Source organism: Paraglaciecola sp. 20A4 (assembly GCF_011378905.1).
Classification (GTDB): Bacteria; Pseudomonadota; Gammaproteobacteria; order Enterobacterales; family Alteromonadaceae; genus Paraglaciecola.
The window spans coordinates 66,630-83,592 of record NZ_WTPY01000021.1 but is presented as its reverse complement, the minus strand read 5'-3'; the positions used below and the strand labels follow the sequence as shown (position 1 = coordinate 83,592).

17 protein-coding genes and 1 pseudogene are annotated in these 16,963 nt (G+C 41.8%); 6 read left to right on the top strand and 12 right to left on the bottom strand.

What is annotated here, in order from left to right:
* Nucleotides 1-69: 69 nt before the first annotated feature.
* Nucleotides 70-450: pseudogene (locus GQS54_RS16890) on the top strand (transposase); the annotation flags it as partial.
* Nucleotides 451-566: 116 nt separating this feature from the next.
* On the opposite strand, the gene GQS54_RS16885 reads toward GQS54_RS16890, so the two are convergent.
* The 4 genes from GQS54_RS16885 to GQS54_RS16870 all read right to left on the bottom strand — a co-directional run bounded on the left by GQS54_RS16885 (nucleotide 567) and on the right by GQS54_RS16870 (nucleotide 4,610).
* Nucleotides 567-2,678, bottom strand: coding sequence for a YjbH domain-containing protein (locus tag GQS54_RS16885; RefSeq protein WP_240919985.1), 2,112 nt, complete (start codon nucleotides 2,676-2,678; stop codon nucleotides 567-569).
* Nucleotides 2,679-2,713: 35 nt separating this feature from the next.
* Nucleotides 2,714-3,448: a capsule biosynthesis GfcC family protein gene (locus tag GQS54_RS16880; RefSeq protein WP_166425116.1), complete on the bottom strand. Its 735-nt coding sequence runs from the start codon at nucleotides 3,446-3,448 to the stop codon at nucleotides 2,714-2,716.
* 18 nt (nucleotides 3,449-3,466) lie between these two features.
* Nucleotides 3,467-4,141: a YjbF family lipoprotein gene (locus GQS54_RS16875; RefSeq protein ID WP_166425115.1), complete on the bottom strand. Its 675-nt coding sequence runs from the start codon at nucleotides 4,139-4,141 to the stop codon at nucleotides 3,467-3,469.
* A 109-nt stretch (nucleotides 4,142-4,250) separates the two neighbouring features.
* Nucleotides 4,251-4,610, bottom strand: coding sequence for a hypothetical protein (locus GQS54_RS16870; RefSeq protein WP_166425114.1), 360 nt, complete (start codon nucleotides 4,608-4,610; stop codon nucleotides 4,251-4,253).
* A 428-nt stretch (nucleotides 4,611-5,038) separates the two neighbouring features.
* On the opposite strand from GQS54_RS16870, the gene GQS54_RS16865 reads away from it, so the two are divergent.
* Entirely contained in the window at nucleotides 5,039-6,379 is a 1,341-nt protein-coding gene (locus tag GQS54_RS16865) for a UDP-glucose/GDP-mannose dehydrogenase family protein (RefSeq protein ID WP_166425113.1), read from the top strand.
* Nucleotide 6,380: 1 nt separating this feature from the next.
* Complete coding sequence (gene galU, locus GQS54_RS16860) at nucleotides 6,381-7,274, top strand: UTP--glucose-1-phosphate uridylyltransferase GalU (protein ID WP_166425112.1); 894 nt, start codon at nucleotides 6,381-6,383, stop codon at nucleotides 7,272-7,274.
* A 76-nt stretch (nucleotides 7,275-7,350) separates the two neighbouring features.
* Here the strand turns inward: galU and GQS54_RS16855 are convergent, their stop codons facing one another.
* The 6 genes from GQS54_RS16855 to queF form a co-directional block, all read right to left on the bottom strand.
* The gene (locus tag GQS54_RS16855; RefSeq protein WP_166425111.1) at nucleotides 7,351-7,659 is read right to left on the bottom strand and encodes a helix-hairpin-helix domain-containing protein; all 309 of its coding nucleotides are present in this window, start codon (nucleotides 7,657-7,659) and stop codon (nucleotides 7,351-7,353) included.
* 160 nt (nucleotides 7,660-7,819) lie between these two features.
* On the bottom strand, nucleotides 7,820-8,827 hold the full coding sequence (locus GQS54_RS16850; protein WP_166425110.1) for an isocitrate dehydrogenase: 1,008 nt from the start codon (nucleotides 8,825-8,827) through the stop codon (nucleotides 7,820-7,822).
* 148 nt (nucleotides 8,828-8,975) lie between these two features.
* The gene (locus GQS54_RS16845) at nucleotides 8,976-10,718 is read right to left on the bottom strand and encodes an HDOD domain-containing protein (RefSeq protein WP_166425109.1); all 1,743 of its coding nucleotides are present in this window, start codon (nucleotides 10,716-10,718) and stop codon (nucleotides 8,976-8,978) included.
* Between the two features lie 14 nt (nucleotides 10,719-10,732).
* Nucleotides 10,733-11,107: a DUF3192 domain-containing protein gene (locus GQS54_RS16840; RefSeq protein ID WP_166425108.1), complete on the bottom strand. Its 375-nt coding sequence runs from the start codon at nucleotides 11,105-11,107 to the stop codon at nucleotides 10,733-10,735.
* A gap of 90 nt (nucleotides 11,108-11,197) precedes the next feature.
* On the bottom strand, nucleotides 11,198-12,553 hold the full coding sequence (gene ppnN / locus GQS54_RS16835; RefSeq protein WP_166425107.1) for a nucleotide 5'-monophosphate nucleosidase PpnN: 1,356 nt from the start codon (nucleotides 12,551-12,553) through the stop codon (nucleotides 11,198-11,200).
* A 64-nt stretch (nucleotides 12,554-12,617) separates the two neighbouring features.
* Complete coding sequence (queF, locus tag GQS54_RS16830; protein WP_166425106.1) at nucleotides 12,618-13,457, bottom strand: NADPH-dependent 7-cyano-7-deazaguanine reductase QueF; 840 nt, start codon at nucleotides 13,455-13,457, stop codon at nucleotides 12,618-12,620.
* A 125-nt stretch (nucleotides 13,458-13,582) separates the two neighbouring features.
* Between queF and syd the strand changes: the two genes are divergently transcribed.
* Nucleotides 13,583-14,146, top strand: a complete 564-nt coding sequence (gene syd, locus GQS54_RS16825) for a SecY-interacting protein (protein WP_166425105.1) — start codon at nucleotides 13,583-13,585, stop codon at nucleotides 14,144-14,146.
* Nucleotides 14,147-14,155: 9 nt separating this feature from the next.
* Here syd and GQS54_RS16820 read toward each other — a convergent pair whose 3' ends face one another.
* Nucleotides 14,156-14,446, bottom strand: coding sequence for a hypothetical protein (locus tag GQS54_RS16820; RefSeq protein ID WP_166425104.1), 291 nt, complete (start codon nucleotides 14,444-14,446; stop codon nucleotides 14,156-14,158).
* Nucleotides 14,447-14,638: 192 nt separating this feature from the next.
* Here GQS54_RS16820 and GQS54_RS16815 point away from each other — a divergent pair, with 192 nt between their 5' ends.
* A complete protein-coding gene (locus tag GQS54_RS16815; protein WP_166425103.1) occupies nucleotides 14,639-15,007 on the top strand; it encodes a DUF3192 domain-containing protein in 369 nt (122 codons plus the stop codon).
* 57 nt (nucleotides 15,008-15,064) lie between these two features.
* Here GQS54_RS16815 and GQS54_RS16810 read toward each other — a convergent pair whose 3' ends face one another.
* Nucleotides 15,065-15,295, bottom strand: coding sequence for a DUF2789 family protein (locus tag GQS54_RS16810; RefSeq protein ID WP_166425102.1), 231 nt, complete (start codon nucleotides 15,293-15,295; stop codon nucleotides 15,065-15,067).
* Nucleotides 15,296-15,408: 113 nt separating this feature from the next.
* Here GQS54_RS16810 and GQS54_RS16805 point away from each other — a divergent pair, with 113 nt between their 5' ends.
* Complete coding sequence (locus GQS54_RS16805) at nucleotides 15,409-16,053, top strand: GNAT family N-acetyltransferase (RefSeq protein WP_166425101.1); 645 nt, start codon at nucleotides 15,409-15,411, stop codon at nucleotides 16,051-16,053.
* Nucleotides 16,054-16,963 lie beyond the last annotated feature (910 nt).

Here is a 16,963-nt window from a genome sequence, read left to right as displayed (position 1 = left end):
TGCGTCATGTTCACACCTTAATATTTGACGGTTAATTGTCTCTTATTAAAGTGTCCGGTGCCATTTAACCAGAACATTTATCGTTCAAGCACAGAAGAGGAAGCCTTACTTGAACTAGAGCGGTTCGGCGAAACCTGGGACGAGCAATACCCTCAAATCAGCAAGTCATGGCGAGCACATTGGCAGAACTTAAACACCATATTTAATTACCCTGCGGACATACGCAAAGCGATTTATACGACCAACGCCATTGAGTCACTCAACAGCGTTATCCGTAAGGCACTTAAGAAACGGAAGATATTTCCAAGTGACGATTCAGCTAAGAAAATGGTGTACTTAGCCATCACCGAAGCATCAAAAAAATGGAATATGCCAATTCATAACTGGCGGCCTGCGATGGTTCGTTTTATTATCGAGTTCGGGGACCGCCTCGAGAAGCATATTAAATAATGGCAGTTACACAGAATCTGTTACAGGCTCTCTATTATTCAACAACAAAGCCGCTTAAGAGTTACCTTAAGCGGCTTTGTTATTTTAGATGCTTTACATTAAAGGTTACGTTGGTATTACCTTGAGAACGGTGAACGTTCCTCAGTCGTATTGTAAAGCGTAATAGGGCGAATCAGTGGTTGCCCGCCATCGCGTGCGATAGGGATCCACGGGAGTTGCCCGCGACCTTTTGATGATTTAAGCGAGAATAAATCAAAGGGTATGGATAAGTAAAAGCCTTTGGTGAAGCTGCCTTCACCATATTCATCCGCACTGACATTTGTAAATGAAGCGAATGCGCCTACTACTATGCCGCTGTCAAAGCGTTTTGCTAAGTCTACGGTTACGCCTTTATCTTTCGCTAAATATTGCCCGATATTAAACGTTACTTGAGTGTCAGGTAAAAAACTTGGCTTCCAATAAATATTAGCGTGACCTGTCAGCACTTTGTAATCGAAAAACTCAAAGTCATTTTCATAGGAGCGTTGCTGTACATAGTTAATATCAAATCCGAAAGCTATACTGCTATCGACAGGTCGATAAAGTAGTTCACCCCCTACACCGCCGTACATGGCCTCAAGGTACCCACCGTATACTTGCGCGTATAAATTTGGAGCGACCCTATCATTCCAATGTAAATATAGGTTTTCCATGGTGATGTTTCTATCAGAAACATATTCCCGTACATTGGTACGCACTCTTGGCAGAGTGCTATTAGCTTGGTCTTGGGTGAAATTGAATTTGTCGAAGTTTTCGAACAAGTTCACTTTCAATGTACCTGCTACGCTGGTTTTACCATTAAAGCTGTACCCGCCATTTAACAAAACACCCGCTTGGTATAAATAAAAATCTTCAGGGTTGCCAAAGGTCTGGATCCAGAATGTTTCGATGCCGGTAAAGAAGCCTGATGTGTTAACTGGGTCGTAACTGGCTAAGGTTTCTGCTTGTAAGTCCTGCCTTTTATAACTGCCTTTAAGGTTAGGCTCTGTGGTTTCGTAACGGGCTTGCCTTTTAAACTCACTCGCATCAACAACTGTCTCCACAATTGGGACACTACCGTTAGTATTGACTACTTTGTAGTCTTTGACCGACTCAGGCAGTTCAGACGCCATAATCCGACCCATTCGGTCTATGGCTTCATCGTTGTCGCGATAACTGATTTGCTGACCATACAGCGTTACCTGCTCATCTGTTATATCACTAGACGTGGTGATAAACCCAGCTTCAGTGTAAAGGTATAGATTCATACGCGCTAAGTTAACATCGTCGATAGATGACACATTCGATTTTGCTGCTAGCTCACGCTTAGGTTTATCGAATTTTAGCTGGCTTAATTTATGCAGGTTGAAATTGTAATTGATACCAAAACCAATCGTATTTCCACGTTGATAATTTACGCTGAAATCGAAATTGTTCCATCTATAAGCAGCGCCGAAGTTCCAGTTGCTGTCTTGTTCGAGAGCGCCAGCGCGATCATTTACATAGTTGTTACCTTCGTACTCTACTTTTAAACGCAGTGGCTCCCACGGGGTTTGGTATTCAATACCACCAAATAATGAAGCAGAGCCTTTAAAAAATCGTTGATAATCTATTTTACCGCCATTGCCGGTGAAGCCGCCTGGGCGGTCACAGAAACTGTCTGATGCATCACAAAAGGGGTTTGAAACATTGCCTGATGTCCCAAGGTAGCCCCAACCCATATTAACGTGAACGTTTACGGGGCCAACTTGTTTGCTTAAACCAATAAATTCACTTTCGAAAAAGCCGGTACCACCAAAATCCCGAAAACCAACTGATAATTCTGGCATGTAATAGCTTTCTTTGAATAGTCTAAATTTGGCATCAATACCTTTGTCTTTTAGGGTTTGGTCACCACTAAAACCGGGGTAAGGGCTATATAAGCGCGTGCGCGTATCGGTGTAACGCACGGTGGCTTGCATCCACGGGAACAGTTGCAAAGTTGCAGACCAAAAGCGGTATTCGTCGTTATCGGTGTAACTAACACGTAAATCACCTTCTGCTAACATGCGTGAAGTGGGGGTTTGAATTAGCCCAGTACCGCCATGTACCATGAGTGAACTACCTACGGGTGAAATATTCCACTCGTCTATATTATTGTAATTGTCTTCTTGCCCGTAAGCGAGTGTGCAGGTGAAAACATATGCGGCTATTAGCCATTTTATGGGCATTTTTTGATTGCTTTTTAAACTAGTTGATAGCGACATTACAGAACCCTATTGTTGGCCAAAGATACAAGTAGGCTGTTAATTTTTTCAAATTCAGGGTGAAATAAAGATTCTGTAAACGGCACGAATAACATGCTACCTGGCATGACTTCTTGATGATGTTTATTCCAATACGCTGAAGGTGCCAATATTACGCGCCCATCCGCTTGAACGATGTAAATGTAATCTTGATTTGCGGCATCGATTCTTAATACGTTGCTCCGGTAGTCTGCTACATCGCTGTAAGGGCGATGTGCAACGACTAAGGTTTGCTTTACTGCACCAAAAACGAATACTGTTTTACTGCGAGGAGCTGCACTTAATATGTAATGTCCGGCCGTTAAAAGTGGGTTTTTCGACGGTTGGACGCGGGCCAAATCGATATCTATTTCGATAGGTGAGCGTTTTGCTATTTGCCAACTAGATACAACTTTAACAAGCTGATTGGTGGCGCTGAGAAGCTCTGTGTCTTGTGATGCAAAGCGCTTATGGATTATGTTCAGGTTTTCAAGCAACGCTTGCCGAGTTCTATTCAATTCGTCATTTGGCTGATAAAGCGCGGCCGTTGGCCAATAGATATTGTTTTGTTCGGCCAACGATGTTAATGCTTCAGATAAATGCACTGAGTTAGGGTAGGTGAATGACTTATCTGCCCAAGTTAAGGTGACCTCTGCATGCAATTTTCCGCTTAGGGCGCATATCGCAAAGAGCGCGATTTTTAAATAGCTTTTCATGGTTTGATACTTCACTTATCAGTTGAGTCTGGCGATGCGACTAAGGTAAATAAACTCTATTGGCTCGCTAATCGGCGAAAGCGTTTGAATACTTTTAACTAAGGTACCGGTTTGTTTATCGAACCAATATAAATTCTGCCATTCTCTATTGAGCCTTATGTAGTCAGATGGGGCATCGTAGACTAACGATTCTGCATATAACGTTGTTTCGATATCTTTGTTTAAGATACGCAAGGTTTGCGACGTTGGTTGACTGAAAGACGAGTGAATAGGATAGCCATATTCATCACCAGACCAATCTGCACTGCGCAGCCAAGATGACACCGCTGATGTGTTTGTGATTGTCTTTAGGGGATCAGATTCGGTATTTGATAGGTAAAGTAGGTTTTTATCTAGACCTACGGTGCGTACCACTCGGCCTTTTTCCATTATCATTATGGCATTATCACCAGAGACCCATTTATGTTGCCCATTTTCGAGATAGGCGAGTGCCATAATGGCTATGGGGCGCTCACCACGTTTGACTGACATAACGTCGGTTTTTGACGCGGAGACTTCCTCTTGTGTCATGTTTGCGTCTTGCGGGGCAGAGAACGCAATTTTCAAGGTGTCGTAATATGCGTGGTAGGTACCACTGCAACCGGCAGTGCCAGCTAACACAAATATGGCAAACGCTAGAGTTTTGATGTTCATGGGTGGGCGTGTGTCCGAGTTATTCTAATAAGCGAATTGTACAGAATGAATAGTAATGCTTTAGCAATAAAAAAGCCGCCAAAAGGCGGCTTTCGAAAACAACATTAACTTATAAAGAAGTTGTTGTAGCAGTAACCGTTACTGGAGTAGAAACCGTGCTAGTTACTGAAGTTGATACTGTTGAAGTAACAGTCGTTGTAGTTGAAGGTACACATTCACCGTCAACTAACGTTTCGCCGTCACCACATGTTGGATCAATTGGATCAACAACAGTGTTAGAGTTACCACGGTTGTTAGACACAACTGCACCAGCGATAGCCAGGCCAACAACACCTGCAGCGATAGTACCAACTGATACACCACCAATTGCTGCTGAAGAAGATTCACTTCCACCAGCATTTTCTTGTGCCATTACTGTGTTACCAGCAAGTGCTAAAACTGCTGTTGCAGCCATAAGAATTTTTTTCATAATATAATCCCTTCGAGTTAAGTGAAATCAAGACTGGTTCGATTCTAATGGAATAATTTACTGACCTCAATAGCTGCCGATAAAACAATCATTAAAATAACGTCTTGCGGGGTGATATTTGATGGGCAAGCAGAATACTAAAACATTTACTATGGTCTTGTAACGCATGTTATCTGTAGATAAATGCACTTTTTGCTGCTTGATTCCACTATTCTGAATGATTCTTTACTATAACCATTCCCAATGGGGTTAAATAAAGGGTAAAATATAAAGTTAGTCGCGAAAAAAAGACATGTGCTATCTAAAACGCCCTTGAGACTCTTGAATGCCGTTTAGGCACTATTTTTGCTTTTGCTGCTAAGATCAAGAGTTTGTCATAATTGGGCGGTAAGATTTGCCCTGAATTACAGTTAAGGAATATTTCTTCGATGAAAGTTACAGTATTTGGAATTGGTTATGTAGGTTTGGTACAGGCAGCAGTTATGGCTGAAGTGGGCCACGATGTTGTTTGTGTAGATGTGGATCAAAATAAAGTCGACAAGCTTAAACAGGGACACATACCCATTTTTGAACCTGGTTTGACTCCTTTAGTTAAAAGTAATTACGAAGCAGGGCGTGTAGATTTTACCATCGATGCCGCACGCGGCGTTGCGCATGGCGAAGTAATATTTATTGCAGTGGGTACGCCTCCTGATGAAGATGGCTCTGCTGACTTAAAATATGTCCTTTCAGTAGCTAATACTGTCGCTGAGCATATGGACAGCCACAAAATTATCATTAACAAGTCTACAGTGCCTGTTGGTACAGCTGACAAAGTGAGTGCAAAGGTTTCTGAAACACTTGCGTCACTGGGTAAAAATCTTACGTTTGATGTGGTTTCTAACCCAGAGTTCTTAAAAGAAGGGGCTGCGGTAAACGATTGCATGCGCCCAGACCGAATTATTATCGGCACTGACAGTGAACTAGCTGAGAAAACGTTACGCGAGTTGTATTCACCTTTTAACCGTAACCATGACAAAATTATCATCATGGATATCCGTAGCGCAGAGTTAACTAAATATGCAGCTAACTGTATGTTAGCCACAAAAATTAGCTTTATGAACGAAATGGCCAACTTGGCCGAGCTAATGGGCGCAGACATTGAAAACGTGCGCCGTGGTATTGGTTCTGACCCGCGTATTGGCTATCAATTTATCTACCCTGGCTGTGGTTACGGCGGCTCATGTTTCCCTAAAGACGTACAAGCCCTTGTTCGCAGTGCGACAGGCGTCGGATACAGTGCCAAGGTTCTTGAGGCGGTTGAAGCAGTTAACTACGCGCAGAAAGAGAAATTATTTGAGTACATCATGCGTCACTTCGGTGATGACGTGAAAGGCAAGACAGTTGCCATTTGGGGGCTTTCATTTAAGCCTAATACCGATGACATGCGTGAAGCATCGAGCCGCGTATTAATGGAAAATTTATGGAAGGCAGGTGCGAAAGTACGAGCTTATGATCCAGAAGCGATGGAAGAAACTCAACGTATATACGGTAGTCGTGATGATTTAAGTTTGGTTGGCACCAAGGAAGCGGCGCTTGATGGAGCTGACTTTATGGTTATTTGTACTGAATGGCAGGCTTTCCGTGCCCCTGATTTTGAGCTAATTAAAGAAAAACTTGCCATACCGTTAATCTTTGATGGTCGTAATTTATTTGAACCCAGCACGATGTTGGAACATGGCTTGCATTACTATGCAATTGGTCGTGGATTATCAGTAAAAGGACAATAAAATGAGTCAAGTAAAGAAAGCCGTTATCCCTGTTGCAGGGCTGGGAACACGTATGCTGCCAGCAACCAAAGCCATTCCAAAGGAAATGCTACCGGTTGTTGATAAACCTCTTATTCAATACGTGGTTTCTGAGTGTGTTAATGCTGGGATAAAAGAAATCATCTTGGTTACCCATGCGAGTAAAAACAGCATCGAAAACCATTTTGATACTAGCTTTGAACTTGAAGCAACTTTAGAAAAACGCGTTAAACGTCAGTTACTTGAAGCTGTACAGGCTATTTGTCCAAAAGATGTGACGATTATGCATGTACGTCAAGGTGTGGCAAAAGGTTTAGGTCATGCAGTCTTGTGTGCTCGTCCTATGGTAGGTGATGCACCATTTGCTGTTGTATTGCCTGATGTCATCATTGATGACGGCACATGTAATCCGAAAAAGGACAACCTAGCCGCCATGGTCGCTAAGTTTAACACTAGCCAAGTTAGCCAGATTATGGTTGAAAGTGTTCCTGAAGAGGACGTAAGTAAATACGGTATCGTCGACTTAGACGGAGTATCACTTACCCCTGGCGAATCTGCAAAAATGCATGGTATGGTTGAGAAACCAAATCTTGCTGATGCACCATCAGATTTAGCAGTTGTAGGCCGCTATGTATTGTCTGAGAAAGTTTGGGACTTGCTAGCGAAAACGGTTCCTGGCGCTGGTGATGAGATTCAGCTTACCGACGCTATCGATTCTTTGATGCATACAGAGCAAGTAGATGCATATTACATGAAGGGCAAAAGCCACGACTGTGGTAGCAAGCTTGGCTATATGAAAGCAAACGTTGAATTCGCTATGCGTCATCCAGAATTAGGTGCTGAATTTACAGAGTTTTTACACACCATGGTGAAATAAACTCTGCTTGATTTAAGAAAAGCCGCGTAATGTTTTCCATCACGCGGCTTTTTTGTGCCTTGTTTTTAATAAAAGGTTATTTGACCTGAACGTGGTCTGCTAATTTCGCCACCATTTTTTTGCCGATCCCTTTAACATTTGTGAGATCGTTCACGCTGGTAAACTTACCACTTTTCTTACGATACGTGATGATGGCATCTGCCTTTTTCTTACCTATACCTGGCAATGTGACTAACTGTTCGGCTGTAGCCGTATTCAGATTGATTTTTTGCGACTTCATTTGAGACACACTGCTTTTGTCTACTTTAGCTTCAGCAGCAACATTGCCGACAAACCCCGCTAATAAAACACCTGCAAAAAATAAGGTAGTGATAAACTTTTTCATAAAGAATTTCCTTGTCTTTTTGATCCATTTCGGTGCAAATGCACAAAAGTAAGACTAGTCGTGCTTTTAGATTTGGTAAAGAAAAGTTACATTATTTTAATGCAGAGCAAAAAAAAAGTGGCTCCAATGAGCCACTTTCAAAACTTCATAGAATGATATTTTATAGACGTTCTAACATGGCTTGAGTAAAGTCACTTGTACCATGTTCACCGCCTAAATCTCGGGTGGTTCTATCACCTGTTTCGATAACCTGCTTCAAGGCATAACGAATTTTTTCAGCCTTTTCACCCATATTTAAGTATTCAAGCATCTGGATTGAAGCCAATATAACAGAAGTAGGATTCGCTAGGTTCTTACCTGCGATATCAGGTGCTGAGCCATGAACAGCTTCGAAAATTGCACAGTTTTCACCAATATTAGCACCTGGTGCCATACCTAAACCGCCAACTAAACCAGCACACAGATCAGATAAAATATCTCCGAATAGGTTAGTCGTAACGATAACGTCAAACTGGTGTGGGTTCATTACTAGTTGCATACAGCAGTTGTCTACAATCATTTCAGTCGATTCGATTTGTGGATAGCGCTGGGCAACTTCCCGAGCCACTTTCAGAAATAAACCCGAAGTCGACTTAAGAATATTGGCTTTATGTACTGCGGTTACTTTTTTGCGACCGTCACGGATAGCCATTTCATATGCATAAGTCAGAATACGTTCGCAACCACTGCGCGTGATCTTACTCATCGCTTCTGCTTCACTGCCATCTTCAGACACCACTTGGCCTAAACCTGAATACATACCTTCGGTATTTTCACGAACAGTGACGATATCAATGTCTTCGTAACGTGCTTTCGTACCTTTAAATGACAATACTGGACGTAAATTAGCGTAGAGCTGGAATTTTTTACGCAGGCTAACGTTAATCGACGTGAAACCTTCACCCACTGGTGTTGTAAGAGGGCCTTTTAGCGTCACTTTATTCTTTGCAATTAAGTCTAAGGTTTCTTGCGGTAACAGTTCGCCGTGGTTTTCAAGTGCAACTAAACCTGCATCAGCGAAGTCGTAATCAAAATCGCAGCCTACCTTGTCTAAAATCTGTAGTGCCGAATCAATGATATCCGGACCAATACCGTCTCCGCGAATTACTGTAATGCGTTGTTTAGTCATAAACCATTCCTTAATGTTGATGTGGACGAATGAACGTCAAATAATGCTTGTCAGTCGTTACTATAGGTCGATAAGCCTATATTTTTAGGGCGCGATTTATATCATAAATTAGTGATAAAAGCCAGTTGCCATGCGCTATAACACGTTATTATACGGGCGAAAATGTGTGGCAAACGGAAAAGGCATCTTGCGCTATTAACTTTAATTCTTGTTCACTTACTCCGAGTACCTTCGATGCACTTTGCCAATAAGCTAGAGTTTGTACGCAGCGCTGTGATTCTACAAAGTACAGTTCCCTGCTGATGATTAAACTTATACCCAGTAATGCAGCCAATTTGACTGAAACAGTCTGTTTTTGGCTTTTTAAATAATGCAGTTCATGATAATTGCTCAAGGCTACAATCTCATGACGAGGTTGATGCCATGCTTCGGCTAATGATAATGAATGGCTACGTAACTGCTCCGAATTTACACAGCTTATTAATGAGCGCATGTCATAGAAGCAAGAGGTCGGACGTTGCCACTTTAGTTGGATTTTTAATTGGGGATGGGTAAATAAGCCAACGCAAGCAAAATGCGACAGAGTACACGCTTGTTCAGGGATACCAATATCTGCAACCTTTGCTAAGCTCGCAGCGATATGGCCGCGAAGCTGAGCAAAGTTAACGAAGTACTTCTGCAAGGGAAAGTAATGTTGATTCAAACGGCTAAGCAGTGCTTGTTGCATAATAATACTGCCTGAGCGCTCTAATCCGTGCATCATTAAGCCGTGTTGTATATCTTTCATGGGCAGTTTTTGACGGCTACTTTGTGACGCTGTTCGTTGTAAATGCTGAGCAAATGCAGGCTCTCGCGCTATAGCTTTACTTAGCGCTTTAATATCTTGTACGGGTTTATTCAGTTGTTCTTGGATTGCAATTAACGTGGCTGGTGGGCGACTCATTTTGTAACTCGGCGTAAATGCGGAAACCGTCTTTAGTTGATTTTCACGTTTAAACTCTTGCCAATTATCTCCCCACAAATTATTAAGTTTATTGAACTGCTTAAATTTTTGAGCGCAATAAACCTGCTTAACGCGGGACAACGACACGATAAAGTGCGACGTATATGCGGATTTTTGACGGGCTGTACTCTCTGGGAAGCAAGCAACGCCGCTGTCGAAAATACCAGTTACTATCCCAAGAGAACCATCATCTAGCATGACGTACGCCCCTGGCGGAGTGACACTGGGAAATACCATAAGCGGTTCTAATAGCTTTGTCGCAGTGCTAGGTGAGTGCTGAACTAAATAGCTTAATGCTGATTGAAAGCTCATTTTTTTGATTTGTGTTGTGCCATGCATCATTAGGGAAAGTCGTGACGCTAACGCCAAACAGACAACATCCTCACTGGCCCCGAGTAGGCTGGATAAATGTTTTTTTACCTCTTTTTGCAGCCACTGTATTTGTCGATAGCCGCGCAACCATACTGCCTGTTGGTACTGGGTTAAAATTCGGCAAAAAGGTTTGTTAAGCGTGCCTATAGACGTATTGGAATTGAGTTGTATTTCCTCATTTTGAGGTTTATCTAAATAGGATTGGTTAAGGGAAAATAGGCTGATAGCCGCGCACATTAATTGCTGTGTTGTGGTCTCATTGAATCGGTTGCGTACGCAAATTAGTGCGGTTATCAAGCACGTGTTAAAGGCAAGTTGGTAGCTAACTGGCAACGATGTTTTGTGAAGATGAATTTGGCCAAACGTAAGATTAGGGTGCTGTTTGGCCAGCACAAGTACCTTATTGCTAAAATCCAGAGATTGCTGAACAAGGTCATTACCTACTTCAGGTCGACGGTAAAGCGCCAAAAGTTTATGAAGGCTCTGATACTGCTGTTTAATCAAACTGTCAGGCACAGAACAAATAAACCTTATTGTGTTAAATAATCTTGGTAAGCACTATCGCCCCATGCAATGAGTTCATCATTTTTCAATAATAATGCGGTGCATTCATCTTGTGTAGTGATGCCGTCTGATTTGACATGTTGCGTGCGAAAAAACATTACTTGAAACGTATCTTCAGCGGTCTTCTTGGCTTCGCTAATATCTGGACCACCAAGCAGATCTAATATTTGTTGTTTGTTTTGGCCTAATTCGAGTTTGGCGACTTGGACTTTGTTGTATTCCTCTCGATCTTTCCAATCCATGTCTTGAGCACTATCAGGATAAAACAGCAGTACTGCAGCTACAAATATGCCATAAAGGGCTACGCCGATACCTATTCGCGTTACTATTTTTTTATTCATCAGTTGTTATTTCTGTCGTTTAAATTAGTTGTAAGGTTTGAGCGTAGATTTCACTTTATGCTTAAAAATAACACGCTCAAACGCATTTTATTACATTATTTCGTAACAAGGGACATATTCACTGCCTGGCAATTTCATACGTTGTTGGACAACAAAAGACTGAAGTAACTCGTCCATTAATGCCATCAGCTCGGTGTCTCCATTTAACTGAAAAGGTCCTTTTTCACGGATAAGCTTAACGCCCTCAGCCTTTACATTTCCCGTTACAATCCCCGAGAAAGCTTTACGCAGGTTTGCAGCTAGCTCTGCTTTTGGTTGATCAAAGTGCAGGTTTAGCTTTGCCATGCTGTCGTGGGTAGGCACGAATGGTATTTGAAATTCTGGCTCAATGGTCATTGACCAATTGAAATCAAAAGAATCCCCCTTGGCTTTACGATAGGCCCGCACGTCTGCACGTTTATTGTTAATGGTTTGAGCGACCAATTTAGGGTCGTCTACAATGATTTGATAAAGCGACTGTGCTTCAGTACCTAACGTGGCGCCAATAAACTTATCAATCGCGATAAAATAGCCTTCGCATACTTTTGGACCAGTAAGAATAATGGGTAGGACTTGTTCTTTATTTTGGTCGTTGAGCATTAAACCCAGCAGGTAGAGTAGCTCTTCTGCTGTACCAGCACCGCCAGGAAATACAATAATAGCATGAGACATACGCACAAATGCCTCGAGACGTTTTTCAATATCTGGCATGATGACGAGCTCGTTTACGATAGCATTTGGTGGTTCCGCTGCGATAATGCTCGGCTCAGTGATCCCTAGGTATCTTCGCTTGTCATAACGTTGCTTTGCATGTCCTATGGTTGCCCCCTTCATTGGACCTTTCATTGCTCCAGGCCCGCAACCCGTACATATATTTAGCTCTCGTAGACCTAACTGATAACCGACTTCCTTCGTGTACTGGTATTCTGTCTCACCGATAGAATGCCCCCCCCAACAGACAACTAAGTTCAATTCAGCCGTGTTTTTAAGGGTTTGCGCGTTGCGCATCATATCGAATACTTTATGGGTAATATAAGCGGACTGGGCCACTCCTGGGAATTCGCAGCCGTTAAAGCTTTCGCCCATGTGAAGCAGGTCTCTGAGCACCGAAAACAAGTGCTCTTGCACGCCTCTAATTAATTTCTCGTCGACAAATGCGATCTCTGGTGGATTAATCAATTCTATTTTAACACCACGCTCTCGACTGATTAAGCGCACGTCAAATTTCTCATTCTTATCGAATAAGTCTTCGCAATTGTCGGTTTCAGCGCCACTGTTCAATACAGCTAAACAGCAGCTTCGAAATAAATGATATAGCTGGCTATCAGCTGATTGATTGAGTTTATCTACTTCTAATTTGGATAACTGGCTCATGGCCCCGATAGGATTTAGCTGAATACTGTTCATTGATTTCCTTAAATTGGTAACACCGTCGACCCATGCTTAAGCAGGACAAATACTTAACGATAGCTTATTGTCGAGCTAAACGTCGCTCAGAGTAAATACTCTCAAAATTACTTCTAAATGGATTAATGTCTAATCCGCCCCGTCGCGTGTATCGCGCATAGACGGTTAATTTTTGTGGTTTGCAAAAACGCATAATGTCACTGAATATGCGCTCAACACACTGTTCATGAAATTCATTATGTTGGCGAAAAGATATTAAGTAACGTAATAAATTTTCAGAGTCAATTTGATGACCATGATAACGGATCATAACACTGCCCCAATCCGGTTGGTTGGTAATCAAACAATTAGATTTAAGCAGGTGGCTACAAAGGGTTTCTTGCACTTCAGTTTTATTAGCGGTCAGAATCGAAGGTTCTAAATCGTAATTGTCGATGCTGATATCCAAATCATCAATGCATTGAGCGTCCAAAGTACCAAGCTGCAAGCTGGGGAACTCATCTCTCGCAAATAAGCGCACGTTGACGGGTAACCCTGCGCATGCAGACAAGTCTTTACTAATCATCTTTCGTACATGGTTAATGGATTCAACTTTACTTTGGTTGAAGCTGTTCAAATACAGTTTAAAGGACTTTGATTCAATTAAATTAACCGAATTACAAGGAACCTCGCAACGTAAAATGGCCACTTGTGGTTTTCCGCTTAAGTTTAACCAAGATAATTCGTAGCCATTCCAGCGGTCGACCCCATCAAAAGGTAACGTATCACCGAAATTAAGTTCTTGGCGGTTTATGCTGCGGGGCACGCCTTGCAGTAACTCAGGGCTATAATATTCTTTATACTGAGTGGGCTTGCCTAACGTTAAGGTACTTAAAATGTCAGAGGGAAGTGTTTTATCTTGCATGGAAATACCTCAGGTGATGAATAGGTTAGCTATATTTTACATTAGGTTAGCTGCATTTTATCAGAAGATTACTCTAATTTAATGCTACATTATCTGGCATTTATAACTAAGTAAGAGCGCACATTATGTCTTTAAGGGTAAATCAAGCGTTAGATGAGTTTATGCAGCGCTTTATACGTTTTTCAACGACTCACCCTGAAGTTACGGCCATGGAGTACGACGATGAATGGCCATCAACATGTTACCGAACTAACGGAAATGAAACGCCAGGAAATCTTATCTCATGGGAACCGGTTCTACGTGACCAAATTACTGATTTTTCAGAGTTATCTTCCGCTTTGGAACTGACTATCCATCCTGATGTAGCGATGTTTTACACCCGTTACTGGAGTGATAATATATTTGCACAGCATCCAAGCGGTGCGTTACAGCTGCTACAGGCATGGAATGAGGATGATTTTGCGCGATTACAGCAAAATATTGTTGGTCATATATTAATGAAGCGTCGGTTACGTCAACCGGAAACAATTTTTATCGCGTTGACAGATCAAGATGACTTTATTTTAAGTGTGGATAACCAAACAGGTGAGGTCATGCTAGAACAAGTCGGTTTGCTTCCAAAGGAACAAGTTTCTGTTGATCTTGCTACGTTTTTAACTGAAATAGAACCTACATTAGCGCATTGTTAAAGGGGGTATTTACCCCCCTGATAGTATCGCCTCTAATTGCTGTTTTAGGTGAGTAACTTGTTTTTCGAGTGTGTCGACTCTGGCTTCTAACGAATCAGTTGGTGCGTGTTCTGGCAGGGGGATTTCATTTCTTTTAATGACTTGCTCCGGTTGCGCTTTCCAACTTTGAATACCTTTAATGGCCTCGGGAATAGACACGTTCCCGCCTGCGCGGCTTCTGACTAACCCTACACTGGGTTTTTTACCTTCTCTTACTAAGGTTTGGCATACAGAAATTAGATCTGATAGACGATCATTCATTGTTTAGTCAATTCCGCTAAAATTTAGTTGTAAAGACTATTACACCTGAATGAAATTCGTTTGTAAATCTAAAATGTTCTTTTAAATCATACAGATAAATAATTGGCCTTTTTATTGTATATATGGATGTATGTGAATATCGCAAACCGCTATTTTCGCTTAAACCTAAAAATAATATAAAAGGAGTTGAATATGAAGCCAACATTATTTGTCGGTGCGCTGGGGTTATCGTTGTTGTTGTCTGGATGTGTAATTTCAGTAGATGGGGACGGATACGACGGCTATCACTCTGACTGGCAAAAACAGGAAAAGGACAACCGCAAAGAAGTTGCACAACTTCAACCTAATTTGACCGCTGGGCAAATAATGGAGCGAATGGGCATTGCTGATTTTAGTGAGTTAGTCAAAAAGGGCGATGATCAATTTCATGTGCTGTACTATCGCACTCAGCGAAAAGATGATGATGGTGTAACGACTAAAGATGAATGTACGCCGTTAGTGTTGAAAAATGACAAGCTGATTGGTTGGGGAGATTCGGCTTTAAGCATGCTCAATCAGTAAAATATGAACAACATCATGCTCTATCAGAGCATGATGTTATTTCCGTTAAACTTTGCTTTAACGAATTCGGGTGTTTAGTTGATCGATTAACTCTGCCCACTCTGCATCTTCTAGCAATGCATTTCTAATAAATTCAGCTTGAGATTTTGACCAAAATTCTGCGTCCTCTATATGTACGCCTTGGCGTAGTCCCTTATGCTCGTCAATGAAAGCTACAATATCACGTTCTTGACCACCCAGACCCAGTTGTTCGAAAAGGTCGCTCATTGTTGTGTGATAATTTTCCATTGAATACTCCTGATATTTTAATGGTTTATGATTGACTTATATGTCGTTTTACAAAATATTAACATGTATTATGAATATATTATGCGAATTTAAACCTCCTAGGAGAAAGCAGCATGCCATTATCTCAAACCATTGTCGCCCCTGATATGGATAACATCAAAGCGGTATATTTAGCAGCGGATGACTTAAAGATAGCCGCCTCCATTTTATATCAGGCCTATCATGACGATCCTCTGTTTATGGATATTTTTCAATTTAACAAAGAAGGCTATGAATCTCGTTTACGCTCGGCGATCCGTGAAGAGTTGAACGCCTTTTGGCAAGCACGGCAACCTATGATTGGATTGTTTGATGATGGTCGTTTATTAGCCGTTGCCTGTTTAATTGGCCCTGATGCCGAGTTTGGACCTAGTCGTTTTTGGCATTGGCGATTGAAAATGTTATTAACCGCTGGATACTTCGGTACCAAGCAAATGGTTGATAAAGAACAAAAGGTGCGAGAACACATCCCTGCTAAGCGTTATCACATGCTGTCGTTTATTGGTGTTCACCCTGATTATCAACATTGTGGATTAGGGCATATATTAATGAACGCTATAGATAGCGTGATGAAAGAGGATGCCGGTAGTGAAGGAATTGGTGTGTACGTGACGCTACCCAAATGCCTTTCTTTCTTTGAGGATGGTCAATACAAGATGCTTGAAGCGTTAGAAACGGGACATATCACAGGTCATTTAATGTTTTGTGAGCGCCAATAATCGTTAATTTTGTCATGTTTATTTACATTTAAAGTGGTTTGTAAATGAACTTTTTGCAAAGTCGCCTAATTTAGTTACCTAGGCTAAATTTTATTTGTAGGTTATCTCCCTACAACCTTGTACGAGATCTCGTACAAGGTTGTAGGATAAAGTCATTTTATCCCGTCCGTATTCTCCCTATTAATAAAGCAAGTCATTGTAAATAAACAGTTTAGTTGGATTTATTATACTTTTGTCTAATGAATGTAGCTGAAGTGTCACAAAAGCATGTCGAATATATTTTTGATTGTTATATAGTTTGTCTTGTCACAAGGAAACACGACGAGTCAGGATGACACAAGGAAGGCTTAGGACAGGCTCAAGAAGAGCAACACGGTTCAATGATTAAACCGTAACATGGATTAACAGGAAAGGCTCAGTGCGAGCAACCCATTTGGAAATGGGAAAAAGGAAAAGGACACACTCAGGACGAGTGCTCATTCTGGACGAATGATACAAGGATGACAAGGATACTTCAGGAAGAAGTTGCTCAATAAAGAGCCCAAGGAAATGGACATACTCAGGACGAGTTGCTTAAACGGAATTGAGCGCATTGGAAGCAAATAGGACCGCTGTCAGGAAGATAGCACTCACTTTGGAAGGTGACGAATAAGGAAAAGGACCCACTTAGGATAAGTGCAACATTCGGGATGAATGTTAGAAGGACGATACAAGGAGACTTACGGACGAAGTCGCTCAGTATTGAGCACAAGGAAATGGACATACTCAGGACGAGTTGCTTAAACGGAATTGGGCGCATTGGAAGCAACTAGGACGGCGGTCGGGAAGACGGCATTCACTTTGGAAAGTGATCAACAAGGAAAAGGACCCACTTAGGATAAGTGCAGCATTCGGGATGAATGACAGAAGG

Excerpts from the sequence above, each read along its gene's own strand:
- GQS54_RS16820 (WP_166425104.1), bottom strand. The coding sequence starts at position 14,446 with ATGAATGATCGTCTATCAGATCTAATTTCTGTATGCCAAACCTTAGTA.
- GQS54_RS16810 (WP_166425102.1), bottom strand. The coding sequence starts at position 15,295 with ATGGAAAATTATCACACAACAATGAGCGACCTTTTCGAACAACTGGGT.
- GQS54_RS16865 (WP_166425113.1), top strand. The coding sequence starts at position 5,039 with ATGAAAGTTACAGTATTTGGAATTGGTTATGTAGGTTTGGTACAGGCA.
- GQS54_RS16870 (WP_166425114.1), bottom strand. The coding sequence starts at position 4,610 with ATGAAAAAAATTCTTATGGCTGCAACAGCAGTTTTAGCACTTGCTGGT.
- GQS54_RS16880 (WP_166425116.1), bottom strand. The coding sequence starts at position 3,448 with ATGAAAAGCTATTTAAAAATCGCGCTCTTTGCGATATGCGCCCTAAGC.
- GQS54_RS16840 (WP_166425108.1), bottom strand. The coding sequence starts at position 11,107 with ATGAATAAAAAAATAGTAACGCGAATAGGTATCGGCGTAGCCCTTTAT.
- queF (WP_166425106.1), bottom strand. The coding sequence starts at position 13,457 with ATGCAAGATAAAACACTTCCCTCTGACATTTTAAGTACCTTAACGTTA.
- galU (WP_166425112.1), top strand. The coding sequence starts at position 6,381 with ATGAGTCAAGTAAAGAAAGCCGTTATCCCTGTTGCAGGGCTGGGAACA.
- GQS54_RS16875 (WP_166425115.1), bottom strand. The coding sequence starts at position 4,141 with ATGAACATCAAAACTCTAGCGTTTGCCATATTTGTGTTAGCTGGCACT.
- syd (WP_166425105.1), top strand. The coding sequence starts at position 13,583 with ATGTCTTTAAGGGTAAATCAAGCGTTAGATGAGTTTATGCAGCGCTTT.
- GQS54_RS16805 (WP_166425101.1), top strand. The coding sequence starts at position 15,409 with ATGCCATTATCTCAAACCATTGTCGCCCCTGATATGGATAACATCAAA.
- GQS54_RS16815 (WP_166425103.1), top strand. The coding sequence starts at position 14,639 with ATGAAGCCAACATTATTTGTCGGTGCGCTGGGGTTATCGTTGTTGTTG.
- GQS54_RS16885 (WP_240919985.1), bottom strand. The coding sequence starts at position 2,678 with ATGCCCATAAAATGGCTAATAGCCGCATATGTTTTCACCTGCACACTC.
- GQS54_RS16850 (WP_166425110.1), bottom strand. The coding sequence starts at position 8,827 with ATGACTAAACAACGCATTACAGTAATTCGCGGAGACGGTATTGGTCCG.
- ppnN (WP_166425107.1), bottom strand. The coding sequence starts at position 12,553 with ATGAACAGTATTCAGCTAAATCCTATCGGGGCCATGAGCCAGTTATCC.
- GQS54_RS16855 (WP_166425111.1), bottom strand. The coding sequence starts at position 7,659 with ATGAAAAAGTTTATCACTACCTTATTTTTTGCAGGTGTTTTATTAGCG.